12 protein-coding genes are annotated in these 16,931 nt (G+C 62.8%); 8 read left to right on the top strand and 4 right to left on the bottom strand.

Going from position 1 to position 16,931, the window contains the following annotated elements:
- Positions 1 to 169 precede the first annotated feature (169 nt).
- Positions 170 to 3,823, bottom strand: a complete 3,654-nt coding sequence (locus tag JMV54_RS01790) for a multifunctional oxoglutarate decarboxylase/oxoglutarate dehydrogenase thiamine pyrophosphate-binding subunit/dihydrolipoyllysine-residue succinyltransferase subunit (protein ID WP_201517147.1) — start codon at positions 3,821 to 3,823, stop codon at positions 170 to 172.
- Between the two features lie 230 nt (positions 3,824 to 4,053).
- Here JMV54_RS01790 and guaB1 point away from each other — a divergent pair, with 230 nt between their 5' ends.
- The 5 genes from guaB1 (at position 4,054) to JMV54_RS01765 (ending at position 10,308) form a co-directional block, all read left to right on the top strand.
- On the top strand, positions 4,054 to 5,490 hold the full coding sequence (gene guaB1, locus JMV54_RS01785) for a GMP reductase (RefSeq protein ID WP_201517146.1): 1,437 nt from the start codon (positions 4,054 to 4,056) through the stop codon (positions 5,488 to 5,490).
- A 49-nt stretch (positions 5,491 to 5,539) separates the two neighbouring features.
- On the top strand, positions 5,540 to 6,898 hold the full coding sequence (locus tag JMV54_RS01780) for a hemolysin family protein (protein ID WP_201517145.1): 1,359 nt from the start codon (positions 5,540 to 5,542) through the stop codon (positions 6,896 to 6,898).
- Positions 6,895 to 7,938, top strand: coding sequence for a hemolysin family protein (locus JMV54_RS01775; protein ID WP_201517144.1), 1,044 nt, complete (start codon positions 6,895 to 6,897; stop codon positions 7,936 to 7,938). Before JMV54_RS01780 ends, JMV54_RS01775 begins: the two co-directional genes overlap by 4 nt.
- Before the next feature lie 61 nt (positions 7,939 to 7,999).
- Positions 8,000 to 9,013: an ADP-dependent NAD(P)H-hydrate dehydratase gene (locus tag JMV54_RS01770; protein ID WP_230972649.1), complete on the top strand. Its 1,014-nt coding sequence runs from the start codon at positions 8,000 to 8,002 to the stop codon at positions 9,011 to 9,013.
- The gene (locus tag JMV54_RS01765) at positions 9,010 to 10,308 is read left to right on the top strand and encodes a DUF2029 domain-containing protein (RefSeq protein WP_201517143.1); all 1,299 of its coding nucleotides are present in this window, start codon (positions 9,010 to 9,012) and stop codon (positions 10,306 to 10,308) included. The genes JMV54_RS01770 and JMV54_RS01765 overlap by 4 nt, the downstream gene beginning before the upstream one ends.
- A gap of 77 nt (positions 10,309 to 10,385) precedes the next feature.
- Here the strand turns inward: JMV54_RS01765 and metX are convergent, their stop codons facing one another.
- Complete coding sequence (gene metX / locus JMV54_RS01760) at positions 10,386 to 11,585, bottom strand: homoserine O-acetyltransferase MetX (protein WP_201517142.1); 1,200 nt, start codon at positions 11,583 to 11,585, stop codon at positions 10,386 to 10,388.
- An 81-nt stretch (positions 11,586 to 11,666) separates the two neighbouring features.
- On the bottom strand, positions 11,667 to 12,959 hold the full coding sequence (locus JMV54_RS01755; RefSeq protein ID WP_201517141.1) for a bifunctional o-acetylhomoserine/o-acetylserine sulfhydrylase: 1,293 nt from the start codon (positions 12,957 to 12,959) through the stop codon (positions 11,667 to 11,669).
- A 259-nt stretch (positions 12,960 to 13,218) separates the two neighbouring features.
- Here JMV54_RS01755 and JMV54_RS01750 point away from each other — a divergent pair, with 259 nt between their 5' ends.
- From JMV54_RS01750 to JMV54_RS01740, 3 genes are all read left to right on the top strand, one after another.
- Complete coding sequence (locus JMV54_RS01750) at positions 13,219 to 13,911, top strand: type 1 glutamine amidotransferase family protein (RefSeq protein ID WP_201517140.1); 693 nt, start codon at positions 13,219 to 13,221, stop codon at positions 13,909 to 13,911.
- Positions 13,908 to 14,633, top strand: a complete 726-nt coding sequence (locus tag JMV54_RS01745; protein ID WP_201517139.1) for a uracil-DNA glycosylase — start codon at positions 13,908 to 13,910, stop codon at positions 14,631 to 14,633. Before JMV54_RS01750 ends, JMV54_RS01745 begins: the two co-directional genes overlap by 4 nt.
- Positions 14,634 to 15,007: 374 nt before the next feature.
- Complete coding sequence (locus JMV54_RS01740) at positions 15,008 to 16,507, top strand: amidase (RefSeq protein WP_201517138.1); 1,500 nt, start codon at positions 15,008 to 15,010, stop codon at positions 16,505 to 16,507.
- A gap of 22 nt (positions 16,508 to 16,529) precedes the next feature.
- Here JMV54_RS01740 and JMV54_RS01735 read toward each other — a convergent pair whose 3' ends face one another.
- Positions 16,530 to 16,916: a Fe-S oxidoreductase gene (locus tag JMV54_RS01735; protein WP_201517137.1), complete on the bottom strand. Its 387-nt coding sequence runs from the start codon at positions 16,914 to 16,916 to the stop codon at positions 16,530 to 16,532.
- Between the last annotated feature and the right edge of the window lie 15 nt (positions 16,917 to 16,931).

The raw sequence follows: 16,931 nt of genomic DNA, 5'->3' as shown, positions 1-16,931 counted from the left end.
GGCTCCGCCATCTTGCGTACCGCCCAGCTCATCCAGCTGGCTCAAACAACCCCAGCAACCAGCGACACAAACGACAACAAACCACTGCACGCACAACCAAAAAGTCGGGGCCGGGTCGATCCAGCAGCTGCTGAACGACCCGGCCCCGACTAAAACAGAGCCAGAGTAACTAGTCGAGCGCCTGCGACAGCAACTCGGCCTGCTGCTCAGTGTGCAGCTTCATCGTGCCCACCGAAGGAGCCGACGCCGGCGGCCGCGAAACCAGGCGCACCTCACGATCGAGCTTCGGGAACAGCACCCGCTGCAAGAACGGCCACGCACCCTGGTTCGCCGGTTCATCCTGCGCCCACACGAGCTCAGCATTCGGGTACTTCGCGATAACCTCCTGCAGCTCCTCAAACGGCAGCGGGTAGTAGCGCTCTAGCCGCACCAGCGCGATTGAATCATCCTCACGCTTGGTCAACTGCTGCTCAAGCTCATAATGCAGCTTGCCCGAGTGCAGCACAATGCGCTTCACCGCCGCACCATCCAGCTGACGCGAGTCGTCGAGCACCGGCTTAAAGTGCCCCTTCGTGAACTCCTCAAGCGACGACGTGGCACCGCGCAGCCGCAGCATCGACTTCGGCGTAAACACAATCAATGGCTTACGCGGACGCTGATACGCCTGCAGGCGCAGCAGATGAGCGTAGTTCGCCGGAGTCGAAGGCTGCGCCACCGTCATATTGTCCTGGGCACACAGCGTCAAAAAGCGCTCGATACGACCCGACGAGTGGTCCGGCCCCTGGCCCTCATAGCCATGCGGCAGCAGCAGCACAACGCTCGAACGCTGCTCCCACTTCTGCTCACCGGCAGCAATGAACTCGTCAATCACAGTCTGGGCACCATTGGCAAAATCACCAAACTGGCCCTCCCACAGCACGAGCGAATCGGGCCGTTCCACCGAATAGCCATATTCGAAGCCCATCACCGCATATTCCGAAAGCAGCGAGTCGTACACCGAGAATCGGGCCTGATCATCACCGAGGTTTTGCAGCGGCATCCAGTTGCGGTCGGTTACCCGGTCGTGCAGCAGCGCGTGCCGCTGCGCAAACGTGCCGCGGCGTGAATCCTGGCCGCTCATCCGCACCGGAGTACCCTCCATCAGCAGCGAACCAAGCGCCAACAGCTCACCAAACGCCCAGTCGATGCCACCCTCACGCGACATCTTGTAGCGACTATCAAGCACCCGCTGCAGCTTGCGGTGCACCGTGAACCCTTCAGGCACATTCTGGTGAGCGTCACCGATGCTGGCAATCACGTCGCCCGGAATTGCAGTGCTCACCGGCACCGAATGCTGACGCTCCTCACGCGAACCAACCGTGGCGAGTTCGCTGGCCGTAATCGCCTCGGTGTGCACATTGTGCGTTTCAGCAAAGGCACGCTCGAGTTCGGCGTGGAACTCGGCCTGGGCGTGATCGTACTCTTCCTGCGTGATATCACCACGACCCATGAGATTGTCGGCGTAAATTTTTCGCACCGAACGCTTCTTCTCAATCAGGTCGTACATCAGCGGCTGCGTCATCGACGGGTCATCACCCTCGTTGTGACCACGGCGACGGTACGACACCAGGTCGATCACCACATCGCTGTTGAACTTTTGACGGTACTGGAACGCCAGCTGCGCCACCCGCACCACAGCCTCGGGGTCGTCACCGTTAACGTGCAGCACCGGAGCATCAATCGACTTGGCAACATCGGATGCATACCGCGAACTGCGGCCATCCTGCGCGGTAGTGGTGAAACCAACCTGGTTGTTGATGATGATGTGCACCGTGCCGCCGGTGCGGTATGCCCGCAGCTTCGACATCTGCAGGGTCTCATACACAATGCCCTGACCAGACATGGCCGCATCACCGTGAATGAGCACCGGCAGCACCGGATAAACACCGTCCGGATCGCGGTCTTGTTTACCGCGCACAATACCCTCGAGCACACCGTTCACGGCCTCGAGGTGAGACGGGTTGGCGGCAAGATACACCGGCAGTTCTTTACCCTCGGGGGAGGTGTAGGTGCCCTCGATGCCGAGGTGATACTTCACATCACCAGTACCGGCAACCTTCCCCGGAACCGAGCCCTCAAACTCGCGGAACATCTGGTCGTAGGTTTTACCGGCAATATTCGTGAGCACGTTGAGGCGGCCACGGTGGGCCATACCGATCGCAAGCTCGCGAATATCGTCGTCGATCGAATCGGATGCAATCTGGTCAAGCAGCGCAATCACCGACTCGGAGCCCTCGAGCGAGAACCGCTTTTGACCCACGTACTTCGTCTGCAAAAACGTTTCGAACGCCTCAGCCTGATTGAGCTTCGTGAGGATGCGCAGCTGCTCGTCGTGCGTGGGCGGAATATAGGGGTGCTCGAGTTTGTCTTGGAACCACTGTCGCTGTTCGGGGTCATCGATGTGCATGTACTCGATGCCCGTGGTGCGGCAGTAGGTGTCGCGCAGGATGCCGAGAATATCGCGCAGTTTCATCGTGCGCTTCGAACCAAACCCGGCGGTCACGAACTCGCGCTCGAGGTCCCAGAACGTCAGGCCGTGCGACTCGATCTCGAGATCGGGGTGCGAACGCTGCACGTACTCGAGCGGGTCGATTTCGGCCATGAGGTGACCGCGCACCCGGTACATATTGATGACCTGCTGCACGCGGGCCGTCTTGTTGATGTTTGCAGCCAGATCGACGTGCACATCCTTCGACCACTGAATCGGTCGGTAGGGGATGCGCAGCGCCGAAAACACATCCTCATAGAAGTTGTGGCCGCCGGTGAGATGCTCGGCAACGATCTTCAAAAACTCACCCGAACCGGCGCCCTGGATGACCCGGTGATCGTACGTCGACGAAACCGTGATGCGCTTGGAAATGGCCAGGTCGTTGAGTGTCTCCTGCGCCATGCCCTGGAACGCGGCGGGATAGTCGAGCGCGCCGGCACCAATGATGCATCCCTGCCCCTTGGTGAGTCGTGGCGACGACTGCACCGTACCGATACCACCGGGGTTCGTGAGCGAAATGGTGGCGCCGGCGTGATCGGCGGCGGTGAGCTTCCCCTCACGGCCGCGCTTGATGAGCATCTCGTAAGCCTCAAGGAACTCGCGGAAGTTCATCCGCTCGGCCTGCTTGATGCTCGGCACCACCAGGCCACGGCTGCCGTCACGGTTTTCAACGTCAATAGCAATACCGAGATTGATGTGCGCCGGTGTAACCACTGATGGCTTACCGTCAACGATGTCGTAGTAAACGTTCTGCGACGGGAATTTTTTGAGCGCCTGCACGAGTGCAAAACCAAGCAGATGCGTGAATGACACCTTGCCACCGCGGGTGCGGCGCAGGTGGTTGTTGATGACGATGCGGTTGTCGATCATCAGCTTCGCGGGAATTTCGCGGTAGCTCGTAGCGGTGGGAATCTCGAGCGACACGTCCATGTTCTTGGCGATCGCCTTTGACATGCCCTTCAGCGGCTCAACGGTCGGCTCGCGCTCGGGCTCAGCATCTTTAACACCCTTGGGCGCGTCGGCTGGCACCTTGCGGCTCTGCGCCGGGCGGCCGGTGGTCTTCGCGCCCGACTTGCTGCTGGGCGACTTTGCGACAGCAGCTGGCGCCGGCTTATCGGCAGTTTCAACCTTGGCGGCCGGTTTGGCAGGTTTTGCCGGCGCAGCCTGCTGCCCCTGCAACGACTGGGCGTAGCGTTCGAGCGTGGGCCACCAGGCCTCATCCACACTATTTCGGTTGTCCTTGAACTTGGCGTACATCTCAGCAACGAGCCAGTCGTTGACACCGAAGTTGTTCATGGGCTGGCCTGCGGAGCCAGAGGTGGGAGTCGACACGCGAAAATCGCCGCCTTTTCTGCACTCGTGGATGGTGAAGCGCCAACGTCGGTAAGCCGCCGTCGGCCCCTGTTCATTGGGCAAGCCTAACGGGTCTTCTTGACGTCGAAGTACAGCTTCCTTGCAGGTGAATCGAATCGTTGGCCGTGGTTGCTTTGACTATCACTAAAGACTTCGCTCATACCATTGGAGACATGCAGTTCTATGGCGCTCAACCCCAATACGACCTGACCTATTCGGATGTGTTCTTGGTCCCCTCGCGTAGCGATGTCGGGTCGCGACTGGGGGTGGATCTCAGCACGGTTGACGGCACCGGGATGCGCATCCCGCTGGTGGCAAGCAATATGAACGCGGTCACCGGCAAGCGGCTCGCCGCGGCACTCGCCAGGCGCGGGGGACTCGCGGTGCTGCCGCAGGACCTCGCCGAAGACGCCGTAGCCGAACAATTGCGCTGGGTGAAGCGGCAGCCCACCGGTTGGGCGGCGCCATTTGAAATTGCAGCGGATGCAACCGTTGCCGAACTGCTGTCAACCGTGCCGCCGGTTGCGGGCACACCGGTGGGGATTATGCGCGGCGGTGAAATTGTCGCGATTGTCGATGCTGCGGCATTTGCACCCATGCCCGAGGATGCGCGCGTGGGCGATCTCGAACATCTCGCCGCTCCCGAAGTAGATGCGGCCGAGCTCGCCGACCCCCGTGAAGGATTTGAACTTTTCGAACGCGCCGGGCACGACTTCGTGGCGGTGCGTCGCGACGGCGAACTGGTCGGTGGACTCTCGCAAACGGATGCGCTGCGCACCACGATCTACCCGCCGGCGGTTGACGACACCGGCCGGTTGCGGGTTGCGGCAGCCCTGGGGTTGCGCGGAGACGTGGTCGGTCGTGCCCGGACGCTGCGCGAAGCCGGCGCCGATGTGCTCGTGCTCGACACCGCACACGGGCACCAGGGCAGCATGTTGCAGGCGCTCGAAAAGGTGCGCGAAGCCGAAATTGGGGTGCCACTGGTGGCTGGAAACGTCGTCTCGGGTGCCGGCGCCCGCGATCTTGTGCGCGCCGGCGCCAATAGCGTGAAGGTCGGGGTGGGGCCGGGGGCCATGTGCACCACCCGAATGATGACCGCGGTCGGACGCCCTCAGTTTTCGGCGGTGCTCGAATGCGCCGAGGTGGCGGCACAGCACGGCGCACACGTGTGGGCCGACGGGGGAGTGCGTTACCCGCGCGATGTGGCGCTCGCCCTCGCTGCCGGTGCGAGCGCGGTAATGATCGGCTCATGGTTTGCCGGCACCATCGAAGCGCCGGGCAAAGTGCTCACGGATGCGAACGGTGCGCGCTACAAAGAATCGTTCGGGATGGCCTCAACCCGCGCGGTCGACGGCCGCTTCGCCGACCTTCCTTCCTATGAGCGCGCCCGAAAGCGGTTGTTTGCCGAGGGGATTTCGCACTCAAAAATCCTCATCGACCCTGAGCGCTCCAGCATCGATGATCTCGTTGACATGATCACCACCGGAGTGCGCTCAAGCTGTACCTATGCCGGCGCCCGCACCCTGCCGGAGTTTCATGAACGAGCCAAGGTGGGCATCCAATCGGCCGCCGGCTACGAAGAAGGCAAAGCCCTGCCGGTGAGCTGGTAGGCGCGCGCAGCGTTCGATCCTCAGCTGAGCCGGGTAAACTTTTCGCCAAATGGAATGGTTATTGCTGGCCGTTGGCCTGCTGCTCTGTACGGGTACCGGTGTTTTTGTTGCCACCGAATTTACGCTGGTAAATCTCGACCGGCACGAACTCGAAAACCGGCAGGCGGCTGGCGAACGGCGATTGCAGCCGATTATTTCGGCGCTCCGAGAAACCTCAACTCACCTTTCGAGCGCCCAGCTGGGGATCACGCTCACCACGCTACTCACCGGCTACACGATGGAACCGGCCATCAGCTCGCTGCTGGCTGACGGGCTGCTAGGGCTCGGGCTCTCTCCTGAATGGGTGAGCAGTGTCGGCACCATCATCGCCATGGTCGTCGCCACCGTGCTATCGATGGTGATCGGTGAGCTGGTACCAAAAAACTTTGCGCTGGCACTGCCGCTGCAGCTGGCAAAAATCGTCGTGCCGCTGCAACTGGCGTTCACCACCGTGTTTCGGCCGTTTGTGGCGCTGCTTAACAACTCGGCGAACGCAATCATTCGTTCGTTTGGTGTGGAACCAAAAGAAGAGCTCTCGGGCGCCCGCACCGCCGAAGAGCTTTCGAGCCTTGTGCGCCGCAGTGCCCTCGTGGGCGTGCTCGACACCGACAAGGCGACGCTGCTCAATCGCACCCTGCGCTTCAGCGAGCACACCGCATCCGATGTCATGACTCCGCGCCCGCGACTCACTGTGATCGGTGCGGATGCACCGGTGTCGGAACTCATCGCGCTCGCCATCGAAACCGGGCACTCGCGCTTCCCGGTCATCGGCGAAGATATCGACGATGTTGTCGGGGTGGCACACGTGAAATATGCGATGGCCGTGCCTCGCGAGCGACGTGAATCGGTGCCGGTCGGGGCGATCAAGGTTGACGTGCCAATGGTGCCAGAATCGATTTCGCTTGACCAGCTGCTTTCGGAACTGCGCACCGACGGCTATCAGATGGGAATCGTGCTGGATGAATACGGCGGCACGGCCGGCATCGCCACGCTCGAAGACCTGGTCGAAGAAATCGTTGGCGACCTCGTTGACGAACACGATGTTCGACGCGCCGATATCATCCGCCGCCGCGACCGCATCCTCTTCGACGGTCTGCTGCGACCCGACGAGCTGCGTGACCGGCTCAATATTGAAATCGACGAAGATGGGCCCTACGAGACTGTCGGCGGGTTCATCATGTCGGCACTCGGCCGCATCCCCGAAATCGGTGACCGGGTAGAAATACCGGTGGGCACACTGATCGTTGAACAGCTCGAGGGCCGGCGCGTCGACCGGGTGCGGTTCGTGCCCAATGACAGCTACGAATCAAACGAAGACCGGCTACGCCGCGAACGCTCGGCAGACCACGAGGGCGGTGAAAAGCGATGAGCGACTTCATGGGTATTGTCTGGCTGGTTGTGCTGCTGGTGTGCAACGCGTTTTTTGTCGGCGCCGAATTCGCGGTCATTACCGCGCGGCGCTCGCAGATCGAGCCGCGCGCCGAACAGGGCTCGAAAGCAGCCCAGACCGCGCTGTGGGCGATGGAACACGCAACCCTCATGCTCGCCACCTCGCAGCTGGGTATCACCGTGTGTTCGCTGCTGATTTTGAACGTGTCAGAACCGGCACTGCACCACATGCTCGCGGTGCCGATGGCCGCCACCGGTATGTCACCCGAAGTGGTCAACACCGTGGCCTTCGTGATCGTGCTGCTGCTGGTGACCTACCTGCACGTCGTGTTCGGCGAGATGGTGCCGAAAAACCTCTCGTTTTCGATTCCCGACCGGGCCGTGCTCATATTGGCACCGCCGCTGGTGTTTTTCGCGCGAATGTTCAAACCCGTGATCTGGTTGCTCAACGAGATCGCCAACCTCGTGCTGCGAATGTTCGGAGTCACCCCCAAGGCCGAGGCCACCAGCGCGTTCACCTTCGACCAGGTGGCCGGAATCGTTGAGCAATCAACCCGCGAGGGCGTGCTGCTCGACGACGCCGGCACACTGGCAAACATGTTCGAATTCACCACCAAACAGGTTGGTGAGGTGGCTGTGCCGCTCGACAAAATGGTGCTTTTGCCGCCGGGCTTCACCCCGCACCAATTGCAGCAGGCGGTGGCCGAATACGGCTATTCGCGCTATGTTGTCGCCGACGCAAAAGGCCGCCCGGTTGCCTACGTGCACCTGAAAGACGTGCTCGAACTCGCCACCGACGCCGCCTACGAACAACCCACCCCCGAAAAAGTGCTGCGTCCCCTGGTGTCGGTGTACACCGGCACCGAGCTCGAAGATGCCCTGGCCTCAATGCGTCGCACCGGTAAACACCTCGTGCGTGTTGTTGAAAAAGACGGCACCATCACGGGCGTGCTCTTCCTCGAAGACATCATCGAAGAACTCGTTGGTGAAGTGCGTGATGCCACCGCTCGGCACCCCTAACCCACACCGGCAGGCGGGAAGTCACGCAGAAACACGTGGATGAACAGGTAAACTTGCGCGCGTGAATCATGACTTCAACGACTTCTCTGCCGGTGCATCAGGCGACCATCCGGCGCTCGACACCGACACTGGCAAGAGTGTTGGCCAAGCCATGACCGAACACGCAGATAGCGAACCCGAACGCTGGCACTCGGTAACTGCCGGTGAAGTGCGCGCCTGCCTGCACGAACCCACCGAACAAGACAACAAATATTCGCGTGGCGTGGTGCTGCTGGCAACCGGGTCGGTCACATATCCCGGCGCGGCTGTGCTCAGCGCGCAGGCCGCCTGCCGCACCGGCGCGGGCCTGGTGCGCTACTCGGGACCGGCCTCAGTGGCTGCCGCGGTGCTCGCGGTGCGCCCCGAAGTGGTGCACGGCCTCGGCAATTTCGGTGCGCTGGTAATCGGGTCGGGCATCCCGGATGCGCGCGAAGACGAACGCGCTGCGCTCTACCGATCGGCGCTGGCCGCAGGCACGCCCATCGTCGTTGATGCGGGTGCGCTCACCCTGGTAGAGCCCGGACACAAAAACCTGGTGGTCACCCCGCACGCCCGCGAACTGTCAGAGCTGCTCAAACGACTCGACCTGGCCAAAATGAGTGCCGATGAAATCGCCGAATCTGAGGGCGAAGCCGCCGTGCTCGCATCCGAACTGCTCGGCTGCACCGTGCTGCTCAAGGGCCGGCACACCTATATCGTTAGCGGTGACGAGCGCCTGCGGGTGCGCACCCCGAACTCGTGGCTGGCAACCGCCGGCACCGGCGACGTGCTCGCCGGTGTGATCGGCACACTGCTGGCAACCCGCCACGCGCACCGGCTCGCCCCCAAGCATCCCCAGGTGGTTGCAGCCGCAGCCTGGCTGCATGCCCGTGCTGGCTGGCTCGCATCCCAACGCGCGGCCGGGCTCGAAACCCCACCCGCGAGCGTGCACGCACCCGCACTTATGCTCGACCATGGCCCGCTCGGCGGCCCGATTCTCGCCTCGGATGTGGCTGGCGCGATTCCCAACGTGGTGGCGGCGGTGCTGGCCAAGTGAACACCGTCATCGCATCCAAGCCCAAACACAAGCGCTATTCGAACGGGCTGCGGAGATTTCCCCGGCCGCGCTGGTGGACGCGACGCGTCGAACTCAGCGTCATGTGGGTCGTATTTCTCGCCACCCATGTGTTCTACGCGTGGCAGGCGACCTGGCATCCATCCGGCCCCTTCAACGACGTCACCATCGTCTACCGCGGCTGGATCGACCAGGCCGTTGCCGGAGACATTCCCGGAATCCACAGCGACTATGTTTATCCGGTCGTGTCGCTCATCCCCATGTGGCTGGCCGATGTATTCGGCGGCCGCGGCGGCTATATGTACGCGTGGATGGGCATCGTTATCGCGCTCGACTCGCTCGCTCTGTGGTGGCTCACCCGCAACCCGCACGGGGCGCTCGCCGGGCCGCGACGTCTCGCCGCCTGGTGGTGGACGATCTTCCTGCTGCTACTGGGCACAATTGCGTTCGGCCGAATTGACGCGATCACCGTGCCGATTGCAATTATTGCCCTGAGTCTGGTCATGACTCGGCCTGCGGTTGCGGGCGCGCTCATGACCCTGGGGGCCTGGACCAAAGTGTGGCCGGCAGCGCTTTTTGCTTCGGCTTTCGTGGCCATTCGGCGCCGCTGGATGCTCGTGCTCGGCGCGATTGTGGTGTGCGTCAGCGTAATGGTGGGCGTCGTCGCAATCGGCGGATTCGACGCGATCCCGCACGCGCTGAGCTTCGTGAGCGGTCAGGGAGACCGCGGGCTGCAGGTGGAATCGACCGCGGCGAGCTTCTTTTTGATGCTGCACGCGCTGGGCCTGGTGTACTACAAGAACGAGTTTTCGCAGGAGATCCTCACCCAAGAAATCGAGGGTCCGGGAACCCAGCTCGTCGGTGACCTGCTGACCCCCTTGATGTTCGTGATGATGCTGGTGCTGATGGGGCTCGCGGTGCTCGCCAAAAAACAGGGGATGGGTATCGCCACCCGGCTGCCCGCACTCACCCTGGGTGCGGTCGCCACATTCATCGTGGTCAACAAGGTGGGCTCGCCACAGTTCATCACCTGGCTGGCACCGGTAATCATTTTCGGGCTCGTGTGGGACGGCCGCCGCTTCCTGCCGCTGGCGATCGTGGCGCTATCGATTTCGCTACTCACGCAGCTTGTGTACCCCTGGTACTACTGGCAAATCGTTGACGGGATGAAGGCGGGCGCGTTCACGCTGCTGGCGCGAAACCTGCTGGTCGCCGGATTGATGGTGTGGTCGCTCGTGCATCTGGCACGCGGGGCATTCTCGAAACGCAGCCGGTAGGGTCAGCGACGCAGGTGCCAGGGCGGCGCTGCGTGCAAGGGCGCCAGCGCGGCCACGAGCGTGGCGGGTGTTGGTGCCTAGCTGGCGGGCGTGTTGATGAGTTCGCGCAGCGCGCGGCCTACGGCATTAATTTCAAGCAAAAAACCGTCGTGCCCGTAGGGCGAATCGATTTCCAGCGCCCGGCTGCCGGTAATTGAGTTCGGTAGCCCGGCAGCAATCCGATGCTGAGTGGCCGGCACAAAGAGCGCGTCGGTTGAAATTGCCACCACGAGCGTCGGCATCGTGGCCCGCTGCAGTGCCGCCTCGACACCGCCGCGGCCACGGCCAATATCGTGCGAATTCATCGCATTCGCGAGCGTGATGTAACTATTGGCATCAAATCGGCGCGTAAACCGGTTGCCGTGAAAATCGAGATACGACTCGACCGAATAGCGACCGCCATCATCGGTCGGCGAAAGTGAAGACTGCCACGAACGCCCGAACCGGTCATCGAGCTCGTTCGCCGATCGATAGCTCAGCATCGCGAGCCGGCGCGCCAACGCCAGGCCGCGCCAGGCGCCCTCGCCCGGTTCAGCATCGTAATAGTCGCCTCCCCGCCAGGCAGGATCAAGCTGAATCGAATCAATTTGCAACCGGTTGAGCGCAATTGCCGTGGCATCGATGGCAGCCGGCGCCGAAAGCACCGCCAACCGAGCCACCCGCTCAGGAAAGCTGACACCCCATTCGATTGCCTGCATCCCGCCCATTGAGCCGCCAATAACGGCAGCGAAACGCTCAATACCAAGGTGATCGGCCAGCATCCCCGCCGCCCGAACCTGGTCACGCACCGTCGTCATCGGGAAGCGAGCCGCATACTCACGGCCGTCGGGGCCAATAGCGGCCGGACCCGTGGTGCCCTGACAGCTGCCGAGCATATTCGGGGCGAGCACAAACCAGCGATCAGTGTCGATCGTGGCGCCCTCACCGACCAGGCCCGGCCACCATCCCGCAGTGGCATGTCCGGGGCCGCGGGCACCGTCGATGTGCGAGTCGCCGGTGAGCGCATGCAGCACCAAGATCGCGTTATCGCGGGCCTCGTTGAGCTCGCCCCAGGTCTCGTAGGCCATGCGCAATTGCACGCTGCCGCCGTGCTCAAAATCAAAGGTGCCCAGCGGTGCAAACTTCCGCTCACCGGGATGATCACCCTCGCGCCACGCGCCAGTAGCCGGTGGACGAATCACATCGGGCCGATTCGCACCCTGGCGAATCGGCTGCACATCCACGTCATTCCACTGCACTTAAGTCAGCCTAGCCCCTCAAATACCAAAGGGTGCCGACCCGTTGCGGGCCGGCACCCCGGTAACGCACGGGTGTTGCGCTTACGCCTGAGTGGCGATGTTGATGGCCTGATCGAGGTCGGCAATCAGGTCGTCCACGTGCTCGATACCGATCGACAGGCGCACGAGTCCCGGCGCGATGCCGCTTTCGAGCTGCTGCTCGGGAGTGAGCTGGCTGTGCGTGGTCGAAGCCGGGTGAGTGATGATCGAACGCACATCCCCGATGTTCACCACGTGCTTGAACAGCTTGGTCGACTCGACCAGGCGACGGCCAGCGTCGCGGCCACCGGCGAGCTCAAACGAGAGCAGCGCCCCGGCGCCCAGCGGCGCATATTTCAGTGCGAGCTCGTGCCACGGGCTGTCAGGCAGGCCTGCGTAGTTCACGCCAATTACCTGCGGGTGCTCGTTCAGCCACTCGGCGACCGCCTGCGCGTTCTGCGTGTGACGTTCCACGCGCAGCGAAAGCGTTTCAATGCCCTGGATGATCTGCCATGCCGACGCGGGTGCGATGGAGGCACCGATATCGCGCAGCAGCTGGGTGCGAGCCTTGGTGATGTAGGCGAGCTCATCACCCACTGCACCTGTGTAGCTAATGCCGTGGTACGACGGGTCGGGCTCGGTGAGTTCGGGGAAACGCTCGGCGTTTTCCGACCACTTAAAGCTGCCGCCATCAACGAGTACACCGCCGAGCACCGAGCCGTGCCCGCCAAGGTACTTGGTCGCCGAGTGCAGCACGATATCGGCACCGTGCTCAAACGGGCGGATCAGGTAGGGCGTGGCCACAGTGTTGTCGACGATCAGTGGCAGCCCTTGCTCGTGCGCCGTGCTCGCAATGAGTTCAATGTCGAGATAGTTCACCGAGGGGTTGCCGATCGATTCGGCGTAGTAGGCCTTGGTGTTCGGGCGAGTTGCCGCGCGCCACTCGTCAGGATTGTTTTGGTCGAGCACGAAGGTCACCTCGATGCCCTGCTTGGCGAGCGTGTACTTAAACAGGTTGTAGGTGCCGCCGTAGATGGTGGTGGACGACACGATATGGTCACCGGCGCGAGCAATGTTCAGGATGGCGAACAGCTCGGCAGCCTGCCCCGAAGCGACAGCAAGCGCACCGGTACCGCCCTCGAGTGCGGCAACCCGCTCTTCAAGCACAGCGGTGGTGGGGTTCGTGATGCGGGTGTAGATGTTCCCCGGTTCGGTGAGCGCGAACACCCCGGCAGCGTGGTCGGCGTCATTGAACTGGTAGGCAGTGGTCTGATAGATCGGCGTCACCACCGAGTTGGTTGTCGGATCCACCTGGGTGCCGGCGTGGATCTGCAGAGTTTCAAAACGTTGAGTCATTGGCCTTCTCGCTTTCAAGTTGGCTGCCGCGGGGGCTGAGTGGCTCGCGAGCGATTCATTGCTGGGGAGCTGATGGGTTGCCACCAGTGTTGATGAGCGGATGCGCGTTTGCGAGTTGTGTGTCACAAAGTGTCGAAAAGTGGCGGTTAATGAATTGGTTGGCTGCGGGTCCTGTAGTTGTTTTGTCTGTTTTGCCGCGCATCCTGTTGTTTTGCCGCGCATCCTGTTGCCGTCGGAGTCAGCAAACTAGGGTGGTGGAGTGACAATTTTTGTTTGTGGCGGCGGCACGCTCGCTGAAATTGACCCCCTGATTGATCGCTTCACGCGGGAGGCCGATGGCGGTCACAGTCGACTCGCGCTCATCACCGCCGGCGGTATTCCTCACGCCGAGTTGCGTGAGCGGCTGCAGTCGCGGTTCACGCTCGGCTGCGAACTCGCGCTCGACGCGACAAACTCGGCGGAACCCGTTGACGGCGGCGAACTGCTCACCTGCGACACGATCGTGGTGTCGGGCGATAACCCGGCCGTGCTGCTGACGGCACTGGAACACCGCGTCGTGGATTTGCGTCGCCTGGCGCACGAGGGTGCGGCCTATTTCGGTATCGATGCCGGTGCGGCGATTGCGAGCGATATCGCCTGGGCTGGCGGAAACGCAATCGGCGGGGTGCCGGTTGCTCCCGCCCTCGAAACGGCGGAGCTTGATTTTGCCGAGGGGATCGGGCTGATCGACATTACGGTGATCCCGGATGCGGTTGGTGCCGGCCGCGTGGGGCTTGCTGCGGCAGCCGTTGAAGCTGGCATCGTCGATCGCGCGGTGGCGATCGACGCGGGTACGGCCCTCGTGGCAAAACCGGGGGAGCTTTCGCTATACGGCAGCGGGTCGGTGTGGCAGTTCGAAGTCATCGATGAACGGGTGACGCTCACCTCGCTGCGAGCTTCGGAATCTGCATGAGCGGGATGCGGCTGGATGAACTCGCTGAGCGCGGCCTGATTGCATCCGATTGGGTGGCGGCGCTAGCCCCAGTGGCGCAAAATATTGCCGCAATGGGCGACTTTTTGCGCGCCGAAAATGCTGCAAATCGGGGATATTTTCCAGCGGGCGATCGGGTGTTGCGGGCGTTTCAGCAACCGCTTGCGAGTGTTCGCGTGCTCATCGTGGGGCAAGACCCGTATCCCACGCCGGGGCATGCGATCGGGTTGAGTTTTGCGGTCGATCGCGAGGTGCGGCCGCTGCCACGTTCGCTGCAAAACATTTATCGCGAGCTTGAGGATGATCTCGGCATACCCGCGTGCGAACACGGGGATCTGTCGCGCTGGGCGCAGCAGGGGGTGATGCTGCTCAACCGCTCGCTGACGGTGCAGCCGGGGAAGCCGGCTTCGCATCGGGGACGAGGCTGGGAAGCGGTGACCGAGTGCGCGATCCGGGCGCTTGCTGAGCGCGGCGGCCCGCTGGTGGCGATTCTGTGGGGCAATGATGCGCGACGCTGCCGGCAATTCATGCCGGATGTGCCCGCGATCGAGTCGGTGCATCCATCCCCGCTGTCTGCATCCCGTGGCTTTTTCGGATCGCGGCCGTTTTCGCGCGCCAACGAGCTGCTGGTTCAGCAAGGAGCGCTGCCCATCGACTGGCGCGTCGACGCGTCGCAGCCCCTGCCGCCCGCATCCCGCGCCTAGCCGCCCGCTTTTTGCCCTGCCTGCGCCTTCTCTGCCTGCCTCTGCTTTTTGCCGGCCCCTGCCTGCCCAGCTCGCGCCCCTGCAGATTTTTGTTTCCTGGCCTCAGATTTTTGTTTCCTGCTTTTTGTTTCCTGGCTGCAAATCGGCAGTTTTCGGTGCCATTTGCCCGGAAACCACGCTTTTTGCAGCCAGGAAACAAATCTCCGAAACAGGATGCAGCCAGGAAACAAATCTCTGTTCGGGGATGCAGTCAGGAAACAAAAATCCGCAGGGGCAGGATGCGGCGGTGGCGGCGGGCTCGGCAGGGGCTGGATGCGCAGGGCAGGATGCGGCGGGGGCAGGATGCTTGCATCCGGCGCTTATAGGGTGGCGGCATGAGCGAACTTCACGAACTCGCCGCAACCGAGCAGCGCCAGCTGATTGCTCGCGGCGAACTCAGCTGCCTTGAACTCACCGATCACTACCTCGCGCGCATCGAAGCGCTCAACCCGAAACTCCGCGCGTTCACAACAGTCACTGCCGACACCGCACGCGAACGCGCCGCAGCGCTCGACGACGACCAAAACCGTGGCGCCACCCGCAGCCACGAACTGCCGCTATGGGGCCTGCCCTATGCCGATAAAGACCTGGTCGACCGCGCCGGAGTGGTCACCACCTTCGGCTCGCAAGCGCTCCGCCAAAATGTTGCCACCGCATCGCATCCACTCGTCGAAACTATGGATGCAGCCGGAGGAGTGTCACTCGGAAAAACCAACACCCCCGAATTCGGTTTCCCCTCGTACACCGAAAACCAGCTGTTCGTTGACGACGAATCGGATGCATCCAAGGTGGCCCGCAACCCCTGGCAAACCGACCTCGGCCCCGGCGGCTCCAGCGGCGGCGCGGCAGTAGCGGTTGCGGCCCGGATGCTGCCGTTTGCTCCCGGCAGCGACGGCGGCGGCTCGGTGCGCATCCCGGCCGCAGCCTGCGGGCTTGTGGGGCTGAAACCATCGCGCGGACGCGTTCCGGCCGGTGCCGGTCAAGAGTCGCTCGCCGGGCTGGTCGTTTCGGGGCCGATAGCGCGTTCGGTTGCGGATGCGGCGCTTCTTTTTGACGGGATGCGCGGGCACGCACCGCATCCGTTCACCACCGTCGCGCCACGCGGCGAAGCCGCCTACCTCGACATCTTGGATGCGCCAATCAAACCGCTGCGCATCGGGTTTAACAGCTGGTCGCCGTGGGCAACCGACTACCGCATCGAAGTCGAAGATGAAGCCGCGATCGCGCTCGAACAAACAATCCGGCTCGCCGAACGGCTCGGACACCGCGTCGAACCGGTTGAACCGCGGCCATTCCCCGAGTATTTCGCGGCGTTCCGCACGATCTGGCAGGCCGGTGCATCCCAGGTGCCAGCTGCAGTCATCGAAAGCGGCCAGGTCGAACCGCTCACCCGCTGGCTGTATGAACGCAGCCAAGAGGTGAGCGCCGCGCAATTGGTGTGGGCACTGGATGCACTGGCTCGGTTTGAACAGCAAATCATTGCCGACTATGCGCCCTACGATCTCGTGCTCACCCCGGCGATGGCGATGGCACCGCGGCCGCTGGGCTGGTACGACCAGAGCGACGGCGAACGCAACTTCGAGCAGCAGTGCCAGTACACGCCATTCACGTCATATCTCAACGCCTGCGGGCTGCCGGCGATCAGCCTGCCGGTGCACAGCAGTCGCGCGGCCGCGAGCGCGTCGGTGCTCAGCGGCGGGGATGCGGTCGAGCTGCCGTTCGGTGTGCAGGCGATCGGCCGGCCGGGGGATGAACGCACGCTGCTGCAATTTGGTCAGCAGCTCGAGAACGAATTGCAGTGGCAGCTGCGGGTGCCACCGGCCGCGATGTTGTAACGAAACCGCGCAGTAACGCCGGCTACCGGCGCAGATAGCCGCCGTCAGCGAGCCCGGCTTCGATCTCAAAACGATTGCGCAGCGGATCGCTCCCGGCAAGCGCGTAGAGCAGCGGGAAGAGCAGCCCGTATTTGCGCCACTGCTCGACGTGCACGAGTTCGTGTCGAAGCACCGCCGGCGAGACCGTGTTGCGAGTGATATACACGCGCCCGACGCAGACGCCACCGCGGCGAAACGCCCACTTCGGCAGTCCCTGGCACACGATGAGATCGCCGTGTCGGATGATCGCGCCGGTTGAGAGGGGAGCGGCCCACAGTAGCCCGACCACCGTTGCGAAGGCACAGCCCAAACGCGAGAGCGGTGAGTGGATGAACACGGGCTCGAGCGCTCGGGCAATCAGGCGCAGCATGGCGGGTCCTCGGAT

Origin of the sequence: Gulosibacter hominis (assembly GCF_904842695.1) — a bacterium.
GTDB lineage: Bacteria > Actinomycetota > Actinomycetes > Actinomycetales > Microbacteriaceae > Gulosibacter > Gulosibacter hominis.
Note: the sequence above shows the minus strand (reverse complement) of the source record. Positions and strands in the feature narration are given on the sequence as shown.